This window comes from Streptomyces violaceus, assembly GCF_036014075.1.
GTDB classification, from domain to species: domain Bacteria; phylum Actinomycetota; class Actinomycetes; order Streptomycetales; family Streptomycetaceae; genus Streptomyces; species Streptomyces violaceus.
Genome location: NZ_CP107911.1, coordinates 8,458,057 through 8,479,485 on the forward strand (window position 1 = coordinate 8,458,057; position 21,429 = coordinate 8,479,485).

Genomic DNA, 21,429 nt, shown 5'->3' on the forward strand with positions numbered 1-21,429 from the left:
TCGAACATGACCCCAGCAACGACCGAGGTGCCGCAGCGGCGCGGCATGCCCCAGGACTCGGCACCCGACCCGGTCATATCCGTACGCGAGCTGTGGAAGGTGTTCGGGCCGAAGGCGGACCAGGTACCGGGTTCCGAGGAGCTTCGCGGGCTCACCCGCCGCGAACTGATGGACCGCACCGGATGCACAGCCGCCGTGCGCGACGTTGACTTCGAGGTCTCGCCCGGCGAGGTGTTCGTCGTCATGGGCCTGTCAGGCTCCGGCAAGTCCACCCTGGTGCGCTGTCTGACCCGGCTCATCGAACCCACCGCCGGCGAGATCCTCTTCGAGGGCGAGAACATCCGCGACGCGGACGCGGGCCGCCTGCGCGAACTGCGCCGCAGCAAGTTCTCCATGGTCTTCCAGCACTTCGGGCTGCTGCCGCACCGCCGGGTCGTCGAAAACGTGGCGTTCGGTCTGGAGATCCGCGGCATGAGCCGGGCCGACCGCACGAGACGGGCGCTGGAGGTCGTCGAACTCGTCGGGCTCTCCGGGTACGAGAGCTCCTACCCGGACCAGCTCTCCGGCGGTATGCAGCAACGCGTGGGTCTCGCCCGCGCACTGGCCGGCGACCCGGACATACTCCTCTTCGACGAGCCGTTCTCCGCGCTCGACCCGCTGATCCGCCGTGACATGCAGAACGAGGTCGTCCGGCTGCATCACGAGGTCGGCAAGACGATGGTGTTCATCACCCACGATCTGTCGGAGGCGCTGCGGCTGGGCGACCGCATCCTCATCATGCGCGACGGCAAAATGGTCCAGTGCGGCACCGGCGACGAACTGGTCGGGGCCCCCGCCGACGACTACGTACGCGACTTCGTCAGGGACGTGCCCCGCGGTGACGTACTGACCCTGCGGTGGATCATGCGCCCGGCGGAGCCCGACGACCCCCTGGACGGCCCCGAGCTCGGCCCGGACGTCGTGGTGAAGGAGGCCACGCGGGCGGTGCTCGCGGCCGAGAAGCCGGTCAAGGTCGTGGAGGACGGCAAGCTGCTCGGCATCGTCGGCGACGAGGAGATCCTCGCGGTGGTCGCCGGGCAGGAAGGCGACGTGTGATGACCGTCGTGATGGAGAAACCGGAGAAGACCGGGACGGTGGAGCCGCCCGCTCTCGCCCGGCGCGTGCGCACGGTCAACCGCGGCGTGGTGGTGGGCGGGATCCTGCTGGTCTGGCTGGTGCTCTTCGCCGTGCTGCGTGGCAAGCAGACACTGTCCCTCGCGGCGGCCGACCTGACCGATCTGCACCGGTGGTTCAACGACGTCAACGACTCGATCGGCGCGAACCGCAATTCCAACCCGCTCTTCCTCTACTTCTTCAACGAGATCCGCCTGGTCATCGACTCCCTGGTGACCTTCGTGCAGGATCTGATCTCGCAGCCGACCCCGGGCCGCCCGGTTCCGCAAGTCGGCTGGCTCGGTGTCGTCGGCGTCGTCGGCTACGTCTCCTGGGCCATGGGCAACTGGCGGGTCGCGCTGCTGGCCGTGGCCGGCTTCACCTTCCTCGGCCTGCAAGGGCTCTGGCAGGAGAGCATGGACACTCTGGCGCTGACCCTCTCAGCGGTCTTCGTGGCGCTGCTGTTCGCCATCCCGCTGGGTGTGTGGGCCGGGTTGTCGGACCGGGTCAACCGGATCGTGACACCGTTCCTGGACTTTATGCAGACGATGCCGACCTTCGTCTACCTGGCGCCGCTGACCCTGTTCTTCCTGATCGGTCCCGCCTCCGCCACGATCGCCACCACGATCTACGCGGCACCGCCGGCGATCCGCATCACCGCGCACGCCATCCGCTCCGTACCACAGGCCACGGTCGAGGCGGCGGACTCGATGGGCGCGACACGGCGGCAGGCGCTGCTGAAGGTCCTGCTGCCGATGTCCAAGCGGACCGTGGTGATGGGCATCAACCAGACCATCATGGCCGCCCTGGCCATGGTGACCATCGCGGCCCTGATCAACGCGCCCGGCCTTGGCGCGACCGTCATCCAGGCCCTGCAGTCGCTGGACGTCGGCACGGCCTTCAACGCCGGTCTGGCCATCGTCGTCCTGGCCATCGTGCTGGACCGGGTCACCACCGCGGCGAGCGCTCGGGCGGAGACGGCCCGGGGCTCGGACAGCCCGTTCCTCAAGTGGCGGCGGCAGCTGCTCGCGGCAGGCGCGGTGGTGGCGGCGGTGCTGGTGTATCTGTCGCACACCTATATATGGGCGGCCGAGTTCCCCGGCGAGGGCGGCATCGGCAGCGGCATCGCCAGGACGGCGGACGATGTGACCACCTGGGCCCAGGACAATCTGTCGGGCCTGACCAACGCCTTTCGTGACGTCCTCACCAACGGCCTGCTCAATCCGTTCCAGGCCCTGCTGACCGACTCCCCGTGGTGGCTCGTCGGCGCCGCCCTCGTCGCGGTCGGCGCGGTGCTCGGCGGCTGGCTCGCCGGGGCCACCACCGTCGTCTGCGTGGGCCTGCTGGTCGCTACCGGTCTCTGGTCGGACGCCATGACCACACTGGCGTCCACCGCGGTGGCCACGGTGCTGGTGATGCTGCTCGGCGTGGCCCTCGGCGTGTGGATGGGACGCAGCGCGCTCGTGGACCGGCTGCTGAGGCCCACCCTGGACGCGGCCCAGGTCATGCCGCCGTTCGTCTATCTCGTGCCGTTCCTCGCGCTGTTCGGCGCGACACGGTTCACGGCCATCGTGGCCGCCGTCGTCTACGCGGCGCCGGTCGCCATCAAGATCATCGCCGACGGGGTGCGGGCCGTGCCCGAGGCCACCGTCGAGGCGGCGACGTCCACCGGGTGCAACACCTGGCAGATCATCACCAAGGTTCAACTGCCCATGTCGAAGGGCGCCCTGACCCTCGCGACCAACCAGGGCCTGATCTACGTGCTGTCCATGGTCGTCGTGGGCGGCCTGGTGGGCGCGGGTGCCCTCGGCTACGACGTCGTGGCCGGGTTCTCGCAGGGACAGCTGTACGGCAAGGGACTCGCGGCCGGGCTGGCCATCGTCCTGCTCGGAGTCATGTTCGACCGGATCACTCAGGCAGCGGCTCGCCGCGCCGGCGCATAAGGAGCAACCACACCATGGCACGACACTGGAGAGCCGGCGCGGCCGGCCTGGCCGTCCTCGGCCTCACCCTCACGGCCTGCGGCGGCGCGAAGGTCGGCGACGACAGCGCGGGCGGATCGGGCAGCTCGGGCAAGTGCAGCACCTTCAACCTCGCGATCAACCCCTGGGTGGGCTACGAGGCGAACGCGGCGGTCCTCGCGTACGTCGCCGAGCATGACCTCGGCTGCAAGGTCGAGAAGAAGAACCTGAAGGAGGAGATCGCCTGGCAGGGCTTCGGGACGGGCGAGGTCGACGCCGTCGTCGAGAACTGGGGTCACGACGATCTGAAGAAGAAGTACATCACCGACCAGAAGACCGCCATCAACGCGGGCCCGACCGGTAACAAGGGTCTCATCGGCTGGTACGTGCCGCCGTGGCTGGCGAAGGCGCACCCGGACATCACCGACTGGAAGAACCTGAACAAGTACGCGTCGAAGTTCAAGACCTCGGAGTCGGGCGGCAAGGGGCAGCTCCTCGACGGCGATCCGTCGTTCGTCACCAACGACGAGGCGCTGGTGAAGAACCTCAAGCTGGACTTCAAGGTGGTGTACGCGGGCAGCGAGACCGCGCTCATCCAGGCGTACCGCAACGCCGAGAAGAACAAGGAATGGGTGATCGGCTACTTCTACGAGCCGCAGTGGTTCATGTCCGAGGTGCCGTTGAAGAAGGTCAGCCTGCCCGAGTACAAGACGGGCTGCGACGCCGATACCGAGAAGGTCGCCTGCGACTACCCGGTATACGAACTCGACAAGATCGTCAGCGCCAAGTTCGCCAAGTCGGGCAGCCCGGCCTATGACCTGGTGAAGAACTTCACCTGGACGAACGACGACCAGAACACCGTCGCCAAGTACATCGCGGTGGACAAGATGTCGCCCGACGCGGCGGCGAAGAAGTGGGTCGAGGCCAACCGCGACAAGGTCGACGCCTGGATCAAGTAGGGCCCACGACCGCCCTGGTGAACCCCGCCGGAAAGGCCCGGCAGGCTGTGTCCTCAGCCTGCCGGGCCTCGTCGTTTTCCGGTGATTCCTCCCTGCCGCTCCCGGGGGCTTTTCGGGCGTCGCGGACCCCTTGACACGTCTGTCCTCGGCGGGCACATTGAGTTGCGCAACCTGAACCTTGTTGCGCAGACAGCAACTGGATCGTCTTCAACGTCGGAGGTGCGGCGATGGCGGGACCCCGGGTGGTCATCATCGGAGCGGGCGTCGTGGGAGCAGCGCTCGCCGATGAGATCTCCGCGCGAGGCTGGACCGAAGTGACCGTGGTCGACCAGGGCCCACTGCCCGCCACCGGGGGATCGTCGTCGCACGCCCCGGGCCTGGTTTTCCAGACCAACCCCTCCAAGACCATGACGGAGATGGCCCGTTACACCGTCGAGAAATTCTGCTCGCTCGACGTGGACGGTCAGCCCTGCTTCCTCCAGGTCGGCGGCCTGGAGGTGGCGACCAGCCCGGAGCGCGTCACGGAGCTGCAGCGGCGCCACGGCTGGCTCGCCTCCTGGGGCATCGAGTCCCGGCTGCTGAGCACCGAGGAGTGCGTCGCGCAGCACCCGCTGGTCAACCCGGACAAGGTCCTCGCCGGCCTCCTCGTGCCCACGGACGGCCTCGCGAAGGCGGTCCTCGCCGTCGAGGCGCAGATCCGCCGGGCCACCGAGCGCGGCGTGCGCTTCCTCGCCCGTCACGAAGTCCTCGACGTCCAGCGATCCGACGGCGCGGTGACCGGCGTCCTCACCGACCAGGGCGAGATCCCCGCCGACATCGTCGTGTGCTGCGCCGGCATCTGGGGCCCGAAGATCGCCCGCATGGCCGGCATGAACCTCCCCCTCACGCCGCTCGGCCACCAACTCGCCTGGACGGGCCCGGTACCGGCCCTGGCGGGCCAGACGCAGGAGGCGGTCCGCCCGATCCTGCGCCACCAGGACGCCGACCTCTACTACCGCGACCGCTTCGACGGCCTGGGCATCGGCTACTACGGCCACCGCCCGATGCCGATCTCGGCCGACGACATCCTCTCGGTGGACGAGGCCGAGGAGATGCCGTCCGTCCTGAAGTTCACCGAGGAGGACTTCGAGGCGGCCTGGAGCGAGACCCAGTCGCTGCTCCCCGCGACGAAGGACGCCAAGGTCGAAGAGGGCATCAACGGCCTGTTCTCCTTCACCACCGACGGCCTGCCACTGCTCGGCCAATCCCCGGACGTCAAGGGCTTCTGGGTCGCCGAGGCCGTCTGGGTAACCCACTCCGCGGGCGTCGGACGGGCCCTGGCCGAATGGCTGGTCGACGGCTACTGCTCCTCGTTCGACCTGCACGAGTGCGACGTCAACCGCTTTGAACCGCACCAGCTCTCGCCGGAGTACGTGCTGGCCCGCGACTGCCAGAACTTCGTCGAGGTCTACGACATCCTCCACCCCCTCCAGCCGTCGGGGGACCCGCGCCCGATCCGCACGAGCCCGTTCCACGCCCGCCAGCAGGAGCTGGGTGCCTTCTTCCTGGAGGCGAACGGCTGGGAGCGCCCCCAGTGGTACGAGGCCAACGCGGGCCTGGTGGAAGGCCGTTCCATCGTCACCCCCAACGACTGGGCCGCGCGGTACTGGTCTCCCATCGTCGCCGCCGAGGCCCAGACCACCCGCGAGACCGTCGCGATGTACGACATGACGGCCCTCAAGCGGCTCGAGGTCAGCGGACGCGGTGCCGGAGAGTTCCTGGAGCGGCTGTGCACCGGCAAGGTCGCCAAGTCCGTCGGCTCGGTGACGTACACGCTGCTCCTCGACCACGACGGCGGCATCCGCAGCGACGTCACCGTCGCCCGGCTCGCCCCCGACCTCTTCCAGATCGGCGCCAACGGCAACCTGGACCTCGACTGGTTCACCCGCCACCTCCCCGCCGACGGCACGGTCCAGGTCCGCGACATCACCCCCGGCACCTGCTGCATCGGCCTGTGGGGGCCGCTCGCCCGCGACGTCCTCCAGCCGCTCACCGACGCCGACTTCTCGGCGACCGGGCTGAAGTACTTCCGAGCCAAGCGCGCGCACATCGGCTCCGTGCCCGTCACCGCGATGCGCCTGTCGTACGTCGGTGAACTCGGCTGGGAGCTGTACACCACCGCGGACCTGGGCCAGAAGCTGTGGGACACGCTCTGGCGCTCGGCCGAGCCGCTGGGTGGGATCGTGGCCGGGCGGGGCGCGTTCAACAGCCTCCGTCTGGAGAAGGGATACCGGTCCTTCGGTACGGACATGACGTACGAGCACGACCCGTACGAGGCCGGTGTCGGCTTCGCCGTGAAGCTCGACAAGGACGACTTCGTCGGGAAGGCGGCGTTGGAGCGGCGCAAGGCCGATGTCCGGCGGAAGCTGACCTGTCTCACGATCGACGACCCTGAAGCCGTCGTCATGGGCAAGGAGCCGGTGTACGACGGTGACTGTGCGGTCGGGTACGTCACGAGTGCCGCGTATGGATACACGATCGGCAAGGGCATCGCCTATGCGTGGTTGCCGGTGGAGTTGGCCGCTCCGGGGACCGTTGTGCACATCGGGTACTTCGATCAGTCCGTCGAGGCGGTAGTGGCTGAGGAGCCTTTGTTCGATCCGACGATGTCCCGGCTTCGTGGCTGAGTCTTCGTCTGCGGGCGCGTCGTGGCTTGTCGCGCAGTTCCCCGCGCCCCTAGAGGGCGTTCAAGCTCGGCCTCGTTGGAAGGAACTCACCAGGTTGACCGCACAACTGCTCGACGGTAAGGCCACCGCCGCTGTCATTCGCCGCGAACTCTCCGAGCGCGTCGCCAAGCTGACCGCGACCACCGGCCGTGCACCGGGCCTCGGCACCGTCCTGGTCGGCGACGACCCCGGCAGCCACGCCTACGTCGGCGGCAAGCACCGTGACTGCGCCCAGGTGGGCATCGCCTCCATCCGCCGGGAGCTGCCCGCCGGCGCCTCGCAGCAGCAGGTCGAGGAGACGGTCGACGAACTCAACGCCGACCCCGCCTGCACCGGCTACATCGTCCAGCTGCCGCTGCCGCGCCAACTCGACGCCAACGCCGTACTGGAGCGCATGGACCCGGCCAAGGACGCCGACGGACTGCACCCCGTCAACCTCGGCCGGCTCGTCCTCGGCGTCGAGGCCCCGCTGCCGTGCACCCCGCGCGGCATCGTCGAACTGCTCCGTCGGCACGATGTGCCGCTCGCCGGAGCGCGGGTGTGTGTGATCGGGCGGGGCATCACGGTCGGACGGCCGATCGGGCTCCTGCTCACCCGCCGCTCCGAGAACGCCACCGTCACCCTCTGCCACACCGGCACCAAGGGCATGGCCTGGCACGTACGCGAGGCGGACATCGTCGTCGCGGCCGCCGGCTCACCCGGGCTGATCACCAAGGACATGCTGCGCCCCGGCGCGGCCGTCCTGGACGTCGGCATCACCCGCACCGACCAGGGCCTGGTCGGAGACATCCACCCGGACGCCGCCCAGGTCGCCGGATGGCTGGCGCCGATGCCCGGGGGCGTGGGTCCCATGACCCGGGCCATGCTGCTCGCCAATGTCGTCGAGTCCGCCGAGAGGAACGCGAACGCCGTATGAACGCGCTGAACACCCCCCTGGCGGAGCTGGACCCCGAGGTCCACGCCGCGCTCCGCGCCGAACTGCACCGCCAGCAGTCCACCCTGGAGATGATCGCCTCCGAGAACTTCGCGCCCTCCGCCGTGATGGAGGCCCAGGGCTCGGTCGCGACCAACAAGTACGCCGAGGGTTACCCTGGCCGCCGGTACTACGGCGGCTGCGAACACGTCGACGTCACCGAGCGGCTGGCCATCGAGCGGGTCAAGTCCCTCTTCGCCGCCGACTTCGCCAACGTGCAGCCGCACTCGGGCGCCCAGGCCAACACCGCCGTCTACTTCGCCCTGCTCCAGCCCGGCGACACCGTCCTCGGACTCGACCTCGCGCACGGCGGGCACCTCACGCACGGCATGCGCATCAACTACAGCGGCAAGATGCTGAACATCGTGCCGTACCACGTGTCCGAGGCGGACAACCTCGTCGACATGGACGAGGTCGAACGCCTCGCCAAGGAACACCGCCCCAAGATGATCATCGCGGGCTGGTCGGCGTATCCGAGGCAGCTGGACTTCGCGGAATTCCGCAGGATCGCCGACGAGGTGGACGCCCTGCTGATGGTCGACATGGCGCACTTCGCCGGGCTCGTGGCGGCGGGGCTGCACCCCAACCCCGTACCGCACGCCCACGTCACGACCACGACGACGCACAAGACACTCGGCGGCCCGCGGGGCGGAGTCATCCTCACCAACGAGGCCGCTCTCGCCAAGAAGATCAACTCGGCGGTGTTCCCCGGCATGCAGGGCGGCCCTCTGGAGCACGTCATCGCGGCGAAGGCGGTGTCGTTCAAGGTCGCCGCGTCACCGGAGTTCGCCGAACGCCAGGCCCGCACGCTCGCCGGCTCCCGCATCCTCGCCGAACGCCTGACCCGGGCGGACGCGGCTTCAGCAGGGGTGAAGGTGCTGACCGGAGGCACGGACGTGCACCTGGTTCTGGTCGACCTGCGCGACTCGGAGCTGGACGGCCGACAGGCCGAGGACCTGCTCCACGAGATCGGCATCACCGTCAACCGCAACGCCGTGCCCTTCGACCCACGCCCGCCCATGGTCACCTCGGGCCTGCGCATCGGCACCCCGGCCCTGGCCACCCGCGGCCTCACCGAGGCGGACTTCGCCGAGGTCGCGGACGTGATCGCCCTCGCCCTCCAGCCGGAGCCGGACGTGCCCGCCCTGCGCGCCCGCACGGAGGCCCTGGCCGCCAAGCACCCGCTCTACCCGCACCTGTCCGAAAACGGAGACGTCCGATGAGCCCCCGCACCCCAGGCGCCGAGCTCCCCGAACACCCCGACTGGCTGTGGCGCAACCCCGAGCCGAAGCGCTCGTACGACGTCGTCATCGTGGGCGGCGGTGGCCACGGTCTGGCCACCGCCCACTACCTGGCGAAGAACCACGGCATCACCAACGTCGCCGTGCTGGAGAAGGGCTGGCTGGCGGGCGGCAACATGGCCCGCAACACCACGATCATCCGCTCCAACTACCTGTGGGACGAGAGCGCCGGCATCTACGAGCACGCGCTCAAGCTGTGGGAGGGACTGGCGGACGAGCTCGACTACCCGATCCTGTTCTCCCAGCGTGGCGTACTGAACCTCGCCCACAGCCTCCAGGATGTCCGCGACAGCGTGCGCCGCGTCGAGGCCAACCGGCTCAACGGCGTGGACGCCGAGTGGCTCGACGCGGACGGCGTCAAGGAAGTCTGCCCGATCGTCAACATCTCCCCGGACGTGCGCTATCCGGTTTTGGGCGCGACCTACCAACCGCGCGCGGGCATCGCCAAGCACGACCACGTCGCATGGGGCCTCGCCCGCTCCGCCGACGCCGCCGGGATCGACATCATCCAGAACTGCGAGGTCACCGGCCTCGACGTCGTCGGCAACCGGGTGGTGGGAGTCCAGACCACCCGAGGCCCGATCGCGGCGGGCAAGGTCGCGCTCTGCTCGGCGGGCCACACCTCGGTACTGGCGGCGATGGCGGGCATCGACCTCCCCGTCCAGAGCCACCCCCTGCAGGCCCTGGTGTCGGAGCTGCTGGAGCCGGTGCACCCGACGGTCGTCATGTCCAACGCGGTCCACGTGTACGTCAGTCAGGCGCACAAGGGCGAGCTGGTGATGGGCGCGGGCATCGACGCGTACAACTCCTACACCCAGCGCGGCGCCTTCCACATCATCGAAGAGCAGATGTCGGCGGCGCTGGAGCTCTTCCCGGTCTTCGCCCGCGCCCACGTCCTGCGCACCTGGGGCGGCATCGTCGACGTCAGCCCCGACGCCTCACCGATCATCGGCCTCAGCCCGGTCGACAACCTCTACCTCAACTGCGGCTGGGGGACCGGCGGTTTCAAGGCAACTCCCGGTGTCGGCTGGGTCTACGCCCACACCATCGCGCACGACACACCGCATCCGCTGAACGCCCCCTTCTCACTCGACCGTTTCACCACCGGCGCGCTCGTCGACGAGCACGGCGCGGCCGCGGTGGCCCACTAGGACCACTAGGGAGCCGACCCATGCTGCTGATCCCCTGCCCGTGGTGCGGGCCCCGCGACGAGGCCGAGTTCCACTACGGCGGCCAGGCCCACGTGCCCTACCCGGAGGACCAGGCGTCCCTCACCGACGAGGTATGGGCCCGGTACCTCTTCTTCCGCGACAACCCCAGGGGCCCCTTCGCCGAGCGCTGGAGCCACGCGGCGGGCTGCCGCCGCTGGTTCAACGCGGTGCGGGACACCTCCACGAACGAGATCCTGACGGTTTACCGGGCGGGGGAGGAACGCCCGGGAACGGTTGAACCGCGCGCGGGCGCTCTCGAGCCGCGTCCGGCTCCACCAGCCCGTCCGGCGATTGAGGACGAGGCCGTCCGGGCCGAAGCGGGGCCCGGGGCCGCAGCCCCGGTGGGGGTGCAGGGGGCGATGCCCTCGCGGGGGCCTGGGGGTGCGGCCCCCAGCGGGGTCGAAGGGGCGGAGCCTGTGGAGGACGGGAAGGGTAGGGGCGGCTGGGGCGAGGAAACCCAGCCGTTCCGCCACCCCACCCGCGGCCGAATCCACCGCGACACCCCGATCACCTTCACCTTCGACGGCACCGCATATCAGGGCTACAAGGGCGACACCCTGGCCTCCGCCCTCCTCGCCAACGGCGTCATCCAGACCGGCACCAGCATCAAACTGGGCCGCCCGCGGGGCATCTTCTCGGCCGGCGTCGAGGAACCCAACGCGGTCATCCAGATCGAGGCCCCGTTCCCCGAGCCCATGCTCCCCGCCACCACCGTCGAGCTCTACGAAGGCCTCGTCGCGACCAGCCTCCCCGGCCAGGGCCGCCTCGCCACCGACCCTGATCCGGCCCGCTACGACGCTGTACACGCCCACTGCGACCTCCTGGTCGTCGGCGCGGGCCCGGCCGGCCTCGCCGCAGCAGCCGCCGCCGCCCACTCAGGTGCCCGCGTCATCCTCGCCGACGACCGGCCGGATCCCGGCGGCAGCCTCCTCGGCACGGGCGAACTGCTCGACTGGGTGGATGAAACGACCGCACGGCTGGACGCTGCCCCCGACGTACGCGTCCTGCGTCGCACCACCGTCTTCGGCTACTACGACGACAACCACCTCCTCGCCGTGGAGCGCCGCACCAACCACCTCGGGGCAGCGGCCCCCGACCGTGTCTCCCGTGAACGCGTCTGGCGCATCCGCGCTCGTCGCGTCGTCCTCGCCACCGGCGCGCACGAACGCTCGCTGGCCTTCGCGGACAACGACCGCCCCGGTGTGATGCTGGCCGCCTCGGCCCGCGCCTACGCCAACCGCCACGGCGTCCTGCCCGGCCGCCACGCGCTCGTCTTCACCACCAACGACAGCGCCTACGCGGCAGCGCTGGACCTCGCCGCGGCGGGCGTGGCGGTCGACGCCGTCGTCGACACCCGCACCGAGCCGGGGGAGTGGGCGGAGCGTGCCCGGCAGGCCGGTATCGAGGTGCTGGCGGGCCACGCCGTCACGGGAACGGAAGGCGCCCCCCGGCTCACCTCCGTGACCGTCGCCCCGTACGGACAGTCCGCGGGACAGCGGGAGTTCGCCGCCGACCTGCTCCTGGTCTCCGGTGGCTGGAACCCGGTCGCGCACCTGTTCAGCCAGGCCGGAGGCAAGCTGCGCTACGACGAGGTACTCGGCACCTTCGTCCCCGACACCTGTCGCCAGGCGGTCGAGGTCGCGGGCGGCGCGAGCGGGGTCTTCGACCTGGCCCGGGTTCTCGCGCAGGGAGCGGCCGCCGGAGCCCGCGCGCTCGAGGCCGAGGGCTACACCTGCGAAGCCCCGCCCTTGCCACAGGTGGCCACACCGCCGCGGACGCCGCCCATGCGGGTCTTCACCGTCCCGGGCCGGGAAGGCGCCCCGCACTTCGTCGACCTGCAACGCGACGTCACCGTCGACGACCTGGCCCGGGCGACCGGTGCCGGCATGCGCTCCGTCGAGCACACCAAGCGTTACACCACGGCCGGCACCGCCAACGACCAGGGCAAGACCTCAGGCGTCCTGGCCGGCGGCGTCGTCGCGGAACTGCTCGGCGTGGACATCTCCGCGCTCGGCACGACCACGTTCCGTCCGCCGTACACTCCCGTCTCCTTCGCTGCCCTCGCCGGCCGCGACCGTGGTGCCCTGCACGACCCGATCCGCACCACCGGGCTCCACGAGTGGCACGTCGCGCATGGCGCCCTGTTCGAGAACGTCGGCCAGTGGAAGCGCCCCTGGTACTACCCGCAGGACGGCGAGGACATGGAGGCGGCGGTGCTGCGCGAGTGCGCCGCCGCCCGCGAGGGCGTCGCTTTCATGGACGCCTCCACCCTCGGCAAGATCGACGTTCAGGGCCTTGACGCCGCCGCCTTCCTCGACCTGCTCTACACCAACATGATGAGCACCCTGAAGGTCGGCATGATCCGCTACGGCGTGATGTGCCGCCCGGACGGGATGATCTTCGACGACGGTACCGTCATCCGGCTCGCCCAGGACCGCTTCCTTGTCACCACCACCACGGGCAACGCCGCCGCCGTCCTGGACTGGATGGAGGAGTGGCAGCAGACGGAATGGCCCGAACTGCGCGTGCACTGCACGTCAGTGACCGAACAGTGGGCCACCGTCGCCCTGGTCGGGCCGCGTTCCCGCGAGGTCCTCGGTTCGCTCGCACCTCAACTGGCCGTGAGCAACGACGACTTCCCGTTCATGGCGTGGCGCGAGACGACGGTCGCCGGTGTCGACGCGCGGGTGTGCCGGATCAGCTTCTCCGGCGAACTCGCCTATGAGATCAACGTGTCACCGTGGGAGGCCCTCGCCCTGTGGAAGGCGCTGTACGAGGCCGGCGCCCCGTATGGCATCACCCCGTACGGCACGGAGACGATGCACGTCCTGCGAGCGGAGAAGGGCTATCCGATCGTCGGCCAGGACACCGACGGCACGGTCACACCCCAGGATCTGGGCATGAGCTGGGTGGTGTCGAAGAAGAAGGCGGACTTCGTGGGCAAGCGTTCCCACGCCCGCGCCGACACCGCCCGCCCCGACCGCAAGCACCTGGTCGGTCTGCTCCCGGAGGACCCGGGCACGTTCCTCCCCGAGGGCACGCACCTGGTCGCCTGCAGTGTGCTGCCCGCGCCGCCCGTCCCGATGCTCGGCCACGTCACGTCCAGCTACCGCAGCGCGGCCCTCGGCCGGACCTTCGCCCTCGCCCTGGTCAAGGGCGGCCGGGACCGCATCGGTGAGCGACTCTATGCCCCCGTGGGCGACCGGCTGGTCCCGGTGACCGTCGCGAGCCCCGTCCTCTACGACCCCGAGGGAGCCCGCCGCGATGGCTGACACCGCCGTTACCACCCCGCTCCGCAGCCCCCTGTCGCATGCCGCCGACCGGCTGGCCGCCGCGACCCGCACCTCCGGGGGCGCGATCCGGCTGGCGGAACTCCCCTTCCTGACCCAGATCAACGTACGTCTCGACCCCAAGGGAGCAGCGGCGGACGCCGTCGGGCTCACGCTCGGCCTCCAACTGCCCGTCGAACCCGACACCGTCGTGCGCGCCGGAAAGCTGACCGCTCTGTGGCTCGGCCCCGACGAGTGGCTCGTGGTGGGCCCGCCGGGCGGTCAGCAGGACCTGGAGAGCCGGATCCGTGAGGCCGCCGGCGACGAGCCCGTCTCCGTCATCGATGTCTCGGCTCAGCGCACCACGCTCCTCGTCGCGGGTTCCCGGGCCCGCGACGTGCTGGCCCACGGCTGTTCGCTGGATCTTCACCCGCGGGTCTTCGGCCCGGGACGCTGCGCCCAGACGAACATGGGCCGCACCCAGGTCGTCCTGGTCGCCCGTGACGATCCCAGGGCCGGATTCTGGGTGCTGGTCCGTTCGTCCTTCGCCCAATACCTGACGGACTGGCTGCTGGACGCGGCTGTGGAGTGGACGGGCTGACGCGGGCAGCATGCAAGCGGCGGTCGGTGATCCGGTGTCCGGGATCACCGACCGCCGCTTGTCATGAGGGTCTTGCCCTGGTCAGCAGGGTCTTGTCCTGGTCAGCGACCGAGTCGGGCCTTGCGGGTCTCAGCCCGTGTAACCGAGACGGCGGCTGAGCTCCTCCGCTGCCGCGACCATCAGCGGCGCGAGTTCACGCAACCGCTCGTCGGTCATCCGGAAGGCCGGCCCCGAAGCGCTGAGGGCGGCGACCACCTCGCCGTCATCCGAACGCACGGGAGCTGACAGGGCGTTGAGCCCCTCCTCGTATTCCTCCACCGTGATGGCATAGCCCTGCTCACGGGCTACGGACAGGTCCGCCTCGAGCTTCTTCCTGGACGTCACCGTGCGTGGTGTCAGACGGGGGAGGCCGGCTTCGGCGAGGAGCTCGTCGCGGTCCTCGCGGTCGAGGTGGGCCAGGAGGATCTTGCCGCTCGACGTGCAGTGCAGCGGCGTCAGCCGTCCCACCCAGTTCTGCGCGGCGATGGCCGACGAGCCGCGCACCTGATAGAGGTTGATCGCGTGGTGGGACTCGAGCACGGCGATGTTCAGCGTCTCACCCACGTCGTCGACGAGACGCTCGCAGATCCCGCGTCCGTGTCTGGTGACCGCTATGCGTCCGGTGACCGCACCGGCCAGACGTACGACTCCGAAGCCGAGGCGGTACTTGCCGCGCTCGCTCTCCTGCTCGACCATCCCGTGCGCCTCCAGCGCGCCGAGCAGGCGAAAGGCGGTGGACTTGTGGACATCGATCGCCGCCGCCACCTCGCTCACCCCTGCCTCGCCGTGCTGGGCGAGAATCTCCAGCACGGCAACGGCGCGGTCGACGGACTGCACTCCGCCACTGGGAGGCCCTGCGGACTCAGTGCCGTGGTTGCTCATGGCGAAACCCTAGGCGAAATGGTCAACAGACGTGAGGGGCCGGAGGTCATTTTCCTCAACGGAAGACGACCGTACGGTTGCCGTTGACCATGATGCGGCTCTGGCTGTGCCATTCCACCGCCCGGGCCAGGACCTGCGCTTCCACGTCGCGCCCCAGGGCGACCAGGCTGTCGGGGCCCTGCGAGTGGTTCACACGGACGACGTCCTGCTCGATGATGGGCCCCTCGTCGAGGTCCGGGGTGACGTAGTGCGCCGTCGCTCCGACGAGTTTGACGCCGCGCTCGTGCGCCTGGACGTACGGCCGGGCGCCCTTGAAGCTCGGCAGGAACGAGTGGTGGATGTTGATCGCACGGCCTTCGAGCTGCTTGCACAGGTCGTTGGAGAGGATCTGCATGTAGCGGGCGAGGATCACGAGGTCCACGTCCAGCTCGTCGACGAGTCGGAGCAGCCGTGCCTCCGCTTCGGGCTTCGTCTCCGGGGTCACGGGCACGTGGTGGAACGGGATCCCGTAGCTCTCGGCGAGCGGCTCGAAGTCCCGGTGGTTGGAGACGATCGCCGCTACCTCGATGTTCAGCGCGCCGGCACGCCACCGGAAGAGCAGATCGTTCAGGCAGTGCCCGAATTTGGACACCATGATCAGGGCGCGGGTCGGAGTCGACGCGTCGTACAGCTGCCAGGAGATCCGGTAGGCCTCCGCCACCGGGGCGAAGCCGGACTTCAGGTCCTCCAGTGACGTGCCGGGATCCGAGACGTCGAAGTGGACCCGCATGAAGAAGCGGTCCTGCAGCCGGTCGTCGAACTGCTGGCTCTCCTGGATGTTCCCGGAGTGCCGGACCAGGAAGCCGGTGACGGCGTGGACGAGGCCGGAGCGGTCGGGGCACGACAGGGTGAGGACGAATTCGCGGTCGGATTTCGGCCCAAGAGACACTGAGCCCTCCCTGGGGGATGCGCATTACGCAACAGTCGGACTGATACGCAACATGCTCCTGTCTGTGACCCTCTGCGGTCAAGGGCTTGACAGTGCTCCGGGTGGATTGCACTGTGTGTTGCGTAGCAAGAAGTGCGTTGCGCATGAGGCAACCCATCGCCCGCTCAAGACGCTTCTCTTCGAGGTGAACCATGACTACGACCGGCCTGCCGGAGAGCCTGATCGCGACCCTCCCCGGTGACCACTACACGGACCCGGAGATATTCCGCCTGGAGCAGGAGCACATCTTTGAGTCCATGTGGTTCTGCGCGGCACGCTCCTCGGAGCTGGCCAAGCCGGGAGCCTTCAGGACCCTCGACGTCGGGCGGGAGAGCGTCCTGCTGACCCGGTCTCGGGACAACTCCCTCCGGGCGTTCTTCAACGTGTGTCGGCACCGGGGCGCGAAGCTGTGCACGCAGGAGTCCGGCGAGGTGAAGAGAACGTTCCAGTGCCCGTACCACGCCTGGACCTACGACCTCAACGGCAAGCTCGTGGCGGCCCCGAACCTGACGAAGATGCCGGACATCGGCCGGAGCGAGTACGGCCTGGCGAGCGTGGCGGTACGCGAGTGGCTGGGCTATGTGTGGGTGTGCCTGGCCGAGAACCCGCCCCCGTTCGAGGATTCGGTGATCGCGGACGTCGTGGCGCGCCTGGGGGACGTGGAGTTCATCGACCGTTACGACGTCGAGAGCCTGGAGGTCGGCAGGCGGATCGTCTACGACGTCAAGGCGAACTGGAAGCTGATCATCGAGAACTTCATGGAGTGCTACCACTGCGCGACGATCCACCCGGAACTGACCGAGGTGCTTCCGGAGTTCGCCGACGGCTACGCGGCGCAGTTCTACGTGGGGCACGGCGCCGAGTTCGGCTCGGACGTCAGGGGCTTCACCGTCGACGGCTCGGAGGGCCTGGACCGGATCCCCACGGTCTCCGAGGAGCAGGACCGCCGGTACTACGCGATCACGGTGAGGCCGCAGGTGTTCATCAACCTGGTCCCCGACCACGTGGTCTTTCACCGGATGTTCCCGGTGGCGGTCGACCGGACGATCGTGGAGTGCGACTGGCTGTATCTGAAGGGCGTGATCGAGAGCGACCGGGACGTCAGCCGCTCGGTGGAGCTGTTCGACCGGGTCAACCGGCAGGACTTCGGCGCCTGTGAGCGCTGCCAGCCGGCGATGAGCTCCCGCCTCTACGCCAAGGGCGGCGTCCTGGTGCCCAGCGAGCACCACATCGGAGAGTTCCACACCTGGGTCCAGGATCGCCTCGGCACCCACTCGACCGTCGCGGAGCGCTAGCCGATGACCCGCGAGGCACCTACGCCGAACCCGCCACCCCGGAGCACGACGCCGCGGCCCTGCTGGACCTGCTCGGCCAGGAGCCCGCCGCTGAGCCAGCCGGGCCTCCCCTCCGCGGTTCGAACGAGAGGTCCGGCACGGCAGGTTCCTGATACCGAGCGAATCACCGGTATTCGGCAACGGCATCATCTGGCGTGACAGGATTCTTGCGGCGCCGAACATATCGTGAGAACTCCACCGCACCGGTTACCGCGAACGCGAGACCGACGCCGACGGCGATAGCAAGGAGCGGGTTCTCCTGGAAGAAGACGCCACCGAGGTATCCCGACAGGGCGGTATAGATGCTCCAGGTGGAGGTGGAAATCGCAACGTACAGCATGAATGTGCGCAGCGGGTATCTCACCACCCCGCCGTTACTGTGGCGAGATAGCGTCCGACCGGAATGAATCGCGTGGATACGAGTACAAAACCGCCGCGTGATGCAAGCTCGCGCTCGAACCAGTCATACGCCCTCCGGCGCTTGGTGCCAACCGGCAGGCGTTTGGCCGCTGGCCACGGGCGAGTGGTGGCTCATCGACCCGGTCGGTGGCAACGTCAACGCCGTGCACGGCATGCCCGACTGGAACATCGGCGTGAGCCTCGTCCGTGACGGCCGCCCGGTGCTGGCGGTGGTCTACTTCCCGGTCCTCGACGAGATGTTCACCGCGACAGAGGGCGGCGGGGCGTTCCTCAACGGTGTACGGCCGCGGGTTTCGGCCCTGTACTCCCGAAGCTGCCGCGAAGTGACAAGTAGCCCTCTGTAGCGGATCAGGGGTGGGCTTGTCCGGGTTTTCGATCTCCTCGTCTTCGTCCGCGTACTGCTCGGTCACGGTGGTCGGGTCATGACGACCGGAGGGAGACCCGGGGTGCGGCAGGAGTGGGAGCCGGAGGACCTGATCGAGATTTGGACGCTGCTGGAGGAGGACCAGGAGCGGCTGCGGAACAAGTCGGGGGCGAACCGGTTGGGGTTCGCGCTGTTGCTGAAGTTCTTCGAGGTGGAGGCCCGGTTTCCGGAGGACGCCGGGGAGATCCCGGCGCCGCCGGTGTCGTACGTTGCCCACCAGGTGAAGGTGCCCACGGAGCAATGGGCCGCGTACGACTGGTCGGGACGAGCGATCAAGCGGCACCGGATGGAAATCCGGCGCGCGTTCGGGTTCCGTGAGTGCACAGAGGAGGACCAGGCCCAGCTTGCCGAGTGGCTGGCGGTCGAGCTGTGTGGGGTGGAGCTGTCCCGCGACCGAACTCGCGGAGGCGGTGGTGGCCCGCTGCCGCAAGGACCGGCGGGAGCCGCCGACGCCGGGGCGTATCGCCCGGCTGGTGGGCTCGGCGGTCAGCACCTTCGAGGAGCGGTTCTGCGCGTCCACGGTGGGCCGGCTGTCGGCGGCGACTCGGTCCCGGCTGGATGACCTGATCGCCGAGGACGCTGGCGTCGGTGAGGACAGCGCGGGTGGCGGGGGCACGTTCTTCACCGAGCTGAAGGCGGACCCGGGGGCGCTGGGGCTGGACAGCCTGTTGGCGGAGGTGAACAAGCTCCAGCGAGTGCGCGGGCTTCAGCTTCCGCCGGAGCTGTTCGGGGACGTGTCGGAGAAGCTGGTGGCGGCCTGGCGGGCGCGGGCGGCGAAGGAGTACCTCTCGGACCTGCGGGCGGCAGCCGGGCTGGTGCGGTACACGCTGCTGTCGACGCTGTGCCACGTGCGGGAGACGGAGATCACCGACTCGCTGGTTGAGCTGTTCATCCAGCTCGTGCAGAAGATCAACACGCGGGCGGAGAAGAAGGTCGAGGGCGAGTTCAACAAGGAGCTCAAGCGGGTCCGCGGCAAGGAGGGCATCCTGCTGCGGCTGGCGGAGGCGGCCGTCGCGGAGCCGGGCGGCACGGTGCGCAAGGTGATCTATCCGGTAGCCGGGGAGACCACGCTGAAGGCGCTGGCGGCGGAGGCCGCTGCGAACGAGGCCCGCTACCGGGCACGGGTGCGCACGTGCTGCGCTCGTCGTACTCGAACCACTGGAGGCGGATGCTCTCCCCGTTGCTGAACGCGCTGGAGCTGAAGTGCAACAACACTGCCTACCGGCCGGTGATGGACGCCATCGACCTGCTCAAGCGGTATCTGGACCAGCCCATCGCCAAGGAGGGTGCGTTCTTCGACGAGGCGGAGAAGATCCCGCTGGGCGGGGTGGTGCGTGAGGAGTGGCGCAAGGCGGTCGTGGACGAGCGCGGCAGGGTCGAGCGCATCCCGTACGAGCTGTGCGTGCTGGTCAGCCTGCGGGACGCGCTGCGGCGGCGGGAGATCTGGGTGCCGGGGGCGAACCGGTGGCGGAATCCGGAGGACGATCTGCCGCCGGACTTCGAGGACAACCGCGATGTGCACTACGACGCGATCCGCCAGCCGCAGGACCCGGAGAAGTTCATCGGGGCCCTTCAGAAGCGGCTGCGGGAGGCCCTGACCCGCTTCGACACCGCGCTGGAGCTGGGCACCACGGGTGGGGTGGACATCGTCAAGAAGCACGGCGAGCCGTGGATCAAGGTCTCACCGCTGGGCAAGCAGGAGGAGCCGGAGAACCTGGTCGCGCTGAAGGCGGAGATCGAGCGCCGCTGGGGCACTATCGACCTGATCGACATCCTCAAGGAGGCCGAGTTCGCCACCGGCTTCACCAGTGAGTTCACCTCGGTCGCCACCCGGGAGGCGGTACCGAAGGCCGTGTTGCGGCGCCGACTGCTGCTGGTGCTGTTCGCGCTCGGGACGAACATGGGCATCAAGCGGGTCGCGGTCACCGGCAAGCACGGTGAGACGGAAGCCGTCCTGCGCCGGGTGCGGCACCTGTTCGTCAACCGGACCAACCTGCGCTCAGCGCTGGTGCGGCTGGTCAACGCCACCTTCGCCTCGCGCGATGCGGCATGGTGGGGCGAGGGCACCGCGTGCGCCTCGGACAGCAAGAAGTTCGGCTCCTGGTCGAGCAACTTCATGACCGAGTGGCACCAGCGGTACCGCGGCCCCGGAGTGATGATCTACTGGCACGTCGAGAAGAAGTCGCTGTGCGTCTACAGCCAGCTCAAGTCCTGCTCGGCCTCCGAGGTCGCCGCGATGATCGAGGGCGTGCTGCGGCACTGCACGGACGTGGAGATCGACCGCCAGTACACCGACACGCACGGCGCCTCCATCGTGGGGTTCGCCTTCGCCCACATGCTCGGCTTCAACCTGCTCCCCAGGCTGAAGAACGTCGGGGCGGCGCGGCTGTACCGGCCGGCGGCCGGGGAGGACGACACCTGGCCCCGCCTGGCACCGGTGCTGTCGACCAAGACGATCGACTGGGACCTGATCCGCCAGCAGTACGACCAGATCGTCAAGTACACCACCGCCCTGCGCCTGGGCACCGCCGAGGCCGAGCAGGTCCTGCGCCGCTTAACCCGCGGCGCCCGAAGCACCCGACCTACCGGGCGATCGAGGAACTTGGGCGGGCGGTGCGTACGGCGTTCATCTGCGACTACCTCGCCGATGCCGACCTGCGCCGTGAGATCAACGACGGCCTCCAGGTCGTGGAGAACTGGAACTCCGCCAACCACGATTTGTTCTACGGCAAGGACGGCGACCTGACCGGGCAGGACAAGGAGAGCCAGGAGGTCTCCATGCTCGCCCTGCATCTGCTCCAGTCCGCGCTGGTTCACGTCAACACTCTGCTCCTCCAAGACATCCTGAGCGAGGAGAAGTGGCAGAAGAGGCTCACCGACGCTGACCGGAGGGCCCTGTCCCCATTGTTCTGGACGCACGTGAACCCCTACGGCCGGTTCGAGTTGGACATGAACTCCCACCTCGATCCCGCCCTCGCCGCCAAGGCCACGGTGCCCGGCCCCCGCGCCGCGCCCGAGGCAGCGGACCGTACGGCCGAGACGGCGCCCTGAGACCTGGCGAGCCGGCGGCGCTCCCAGTCTGCCGGGAGCCGGTGAACAATGCGCAGGTCACAGGCTCGACGGTTCCGGCGGATCGGCAGGAACCCGTAGATCGGGGAGCGATCAGCCTGAGAAGGTAGTCCACTGTCCTCTCACGGGGCCCGGACCTGCCGAAACGATGAGCGACCGGGC

At 69.1% G+C, this 21,429-nt stretch carries 16 protein-coding genes and 1 pseudogene; 14 read left to right on the forward strand and 3 right to left on the reverse strand.

What is annotated here, in order from left to right:
• The first annotated feature begins 6 nt into the window (after window positions 1-6).
• The 9 genes from OG542_RS38135 (at window position 7) to OG542_RS38175 (ending at window position 14,132) form a co-directional block, all read left to right on the forward strand.
• Window positions 7-1,095 (forward strand): quaternary amine ABC transporter ATP-binding protein, encoded by a 1,089-nt coding sequence (locus OG542_RS38135; RefSeq protein ID WP_328417095.1) that lies wholly within the window; start codon window positions 7-9, stop codon window positions 1,093-1,095.
• A complete protein-coding gene (locus OG542_RS38140) occupies window positions 1,095-3,095 on the forward strand; it encodes an ABC transporter permease (RefSeq protein WP_328417097.1) in 2,001 nt (666 codons plus the stop codon). Before OG542_RS38135 ends, OG542_RS38140 begins: the two co-directional genes overlap by 1 nt.
• Before the next feature lie 14 nt (window positions 3,096-3,109).
• On the forward strand, window positions 3,110-4,072 hold the full coding sequence (locus tag OG542_RS38145) for an ABC transporter substrate-binding protein (protein WP_328417099.1): 963 nt from the start codon (window positions 3,110-3,112) through the stop codon (window positions 4,070-4,072).
• A 227-nt stretch (window positions 4,073-4,299) separates the two neighbouring features.
• The gene (locus tag OG542_RS38150) at window positions 4,300-6,738 is read left to right on the forward strand and encodes a GcvT family protein (RefSeq protein ID WP_328417101.1); all 2,439 of its coding nucleotides are present in this window, start codon (window positions 4,300-4,302) and stop codon (window positions 6,736-6,738) included.
• Between the two features lie 94 nt (window positions 6,739-6,832).
• Window positions 6,833-7,693: a bifunctional methylenetetrahydrofolate dehydrogenase/methenyltetrahydrofolate cyclohydrolase gene (locus OG542_RS38155; protein ID WP_328417103.1), complete on the forward strand. Its 861-nt coding sequence runs from the start codon at window positions 6,833-6,835 to the stop codon at window positions 7,691-7,693.
• Window positions 7,690-8,973, forward strand: coding sequence for a serine hydroxymethyltransferase (glyA, locus tag OG542_RS38160; RefSeq protein WP_328417105.1), 1,284 nt, complete (start codon window positions 7,690-7,692; stop codon window positions 8,971-8,973). The genes OG542_RS38155 and glyA overlap by 4 nt, the downstream gene beginning before the upstream one ends.
• Window positions 8,970-10,202, forward strand: a complete 1,233-nt coding sequence (locus OG542_RS38165) for a sarcosine oxidase subunit beta family protein (protein WP_328417107.1) — start codon at window positions 8,970-8,972, stop codon at window positions 10,200-10,202. The genes glyA and OG542_RS38165 overlap by 4 nt, the downstream gene beginning before the upstream one ends.
• Window positions 10,203-10,222: 20 nt before the next feature.
• Window positions 10,223-13,534, forward strand: a complete 3,312-nt coding sequence (locus OG542_RS38170; RefSeq protein WP_328417109.1) for a sarcosine oxidase subunit delta family protein — start codon at window positions 10,223-10,225, stop codon at window positions 13,532-13,534.
• Window positions 13,527-14,132 carry a sarcosine oxidase subunit gamma gene (locus OG542_RS38175; RefSeq protein ID WP_328417111.1) on the forward strand — a complete coding sequence of 202 codons (606 nt, stop codon included), beginning with the start codon at window positions 13,527-13,529 and terminating at the stop codon, window positions 14,130-14,132. The genes OG542_RS38170 and OG542_RS38175 overlap by 8 nt, the downstream gene beginning before the upstream one ends.
• Window positions 14,133-14,261: 129 nt before the next feature.
• Here the strand turns inward: OG542_RS38175 and OG542_RS38180 are convergent, their stop codons facing one another.
• Entirely contained in the window at window positions 14,262-15,053 is a 792-nt protein-coding gene (locus tag OG542_RS38180; protein WP_328417113.1) for an IclR family transcriptional regulator, read from the reverse strand.
• A 55-nt stretch (window positions 15,054-15,108) separates the two neighbouring features.
• Entirely contained in the window at window positions 15,109-15,981 is an 873-nt protein-coding gene (purU, locus tag OG542_RS38185) for a formyltetrahydrofolate deformylase (protein ID WP_328417115.1), read from the reverse strand.
• 191 nt (window positions 15,982-16,172) lie between these two features.
• On the opposite strand from purU, the gene OG542_RS38190 reads away from it, so the two are divergent.
• A complete protein-coding gene (locus OG542_RS38190) occupies window positions 16,173-17,315 on the forward strand; it encodes an aromatic ring-hydroxylating oxygenase subunit alpha (protein ID WP_328417117.1) in 1,143 nt (380 codons plus the stop codon).
• Window positions 17,316-17,478: 163 nt separating this feature from the next.
• Here the strand turns inward: OG542_RS38190 and OG542_RS38195 are convergent, their stop codons facing one another.
• Window positions 17,479-17,718: a hypothetical protein gene (locus OG542_RS38195; RefSeq protein ID WP_328417119.1), complete on the reverse strand. Its 240-nt coding sequence runs from the start codon at window positions 17,716-17,718 to the stop codon at window positions 17,479-17,481.
• 76 nt (window positions 17,719-17,794) lie between these two features.
• On the opposite strand from OG542_RS38195, the gene OG542_RS38200 reads away from it, so the two are divergent.
• From OG542_RS38200 to OG542_RS38215, 4 genes and pseudogenes are all read left to right on the forward strand, one after another.
• A complete protein-coding gene (locus tag OG542_RS38200) occupies window positions 17,795-18,118 on the forward strand; it encodes an inositol monophosphatase family protein (protein WP_328418285.1) in 324 nt (107 codons plus the stop codon).
• 78 nt (window positions 18,119-18,196) lie between these two features.
• Window positions 18,197-18,760, forward strand: coding sequence for a DUF4158 domain-containing protein (locus OG542_RS38205; protein ID WP_328417121.1), 564 nt, complete (start codon window positions 18,197-18,199; stop codon window positions 18,758-18,760).
• Window positions 18,672-19,385 carry a hypothetical protein gene (locus OG542_RS38210; RefSeq protein WP_328417123.1) on the forward strand — a complete coding sequence of 238 codons (714 nt, stop codon included), beginning with the start codon at window positions 18,672-18,674 and terminating at the stop codon, window positions 19,383-19,385. Before OG542_RS38205 ends, OG542_RS38210 begins: the two co-directional genes overlap by 89 nt.
• A 44-nt stretch (window positions 19,386-19,429) precedes the next feature.
• A pseudogene (locus OG542_RS38215) lies at window positions 19,430-21,249 on the forward strand (Tn3 family transposase).
• Window positions 21,250-21,429: the final 180 nt, after the last annotated feature.

Coding starts and splice junctions, on each gene's coding strand:
- OG542_RS38190 (WP_328417117.1), top strand. CDS start 16,173: ATGACTACGACCGGCCTGCCGGAGAGCCTGATCGCGACCCTCCCCGGT.
- OG542_RS38165 (WP_328417107.1), top strand. CDS start 8,970: ATGAGCCCCCGCACCCCAGGCGCCGAGCTCCCCGAACACCCCGACTGG.
- OG542_RS38170 (WP_328417109.1), top strand. CDS start 10,223: ATGCTGCTGATCCCCTGCCCGTGGTGCGGGCCCCGCGACGAGGCCGAG.
- OG542_RS38150 (WP_328417101.1), top strand. CDS start 4,300: ATGGCGGGACCCCGGGTGGTCATCATCGGAGCGGGCGTCGTGGGAGCA.
- OG542_RS38200 (WP_328418285.1), top strand. CDS start 17,795: ATGCAAGCTCGCGCTCGAACCAGTCATACGCCCTCCGGCGCTTGGTGC.
- OG542_RS38205 (WP_328417121.1), top strand. CDS start 18,197: ATGACGACCGGAGGGAGACCCGGGGTGCGGCAGGAGTGGGAGCCGGAG.
- OG542_RS38180 (WP_328417113.1), bottom strand. CDS start 15,053: ATGAGCAACCACGGCACTGAGTCCGCAGGGCCTCCCAGTGGCGGAGTG.
- OG542_RS38145 (WP_328417099.1), top strand. CDS start 3,110: ATGGCACGACACTGGAGAGCCGGCGCGGCCGGCCTGGCCGTCCTCGGC.
- OG542_RS38135 (WP_328417095.1), top strand. CDS start 7: ATGACCCCAGCAACGACCGAGGTGCCGCAGCGGCGCGGCATGCCCCAG.
- OG542_RS38140 (WP_328417097.1), top strand. CDS start 1,095: ATGACCGTCGTGATGGAGAAACCGGAGAAGACCGGGACGGTGGAGCCG.
- glyA (WP_328417105.1), top strand. CDS start 7,690: ATGAACGCGCTGAACACCCCCCTGGCGGAGCTGGACCCCGAGGTCCAC.
- OG542_RS38175 (WP_328417111.1), top strand. CDS start 13,527: ATGGCTGACACCGCCGTTACCACCCCGCTCCGCAGCCCCCTGTCGCAT.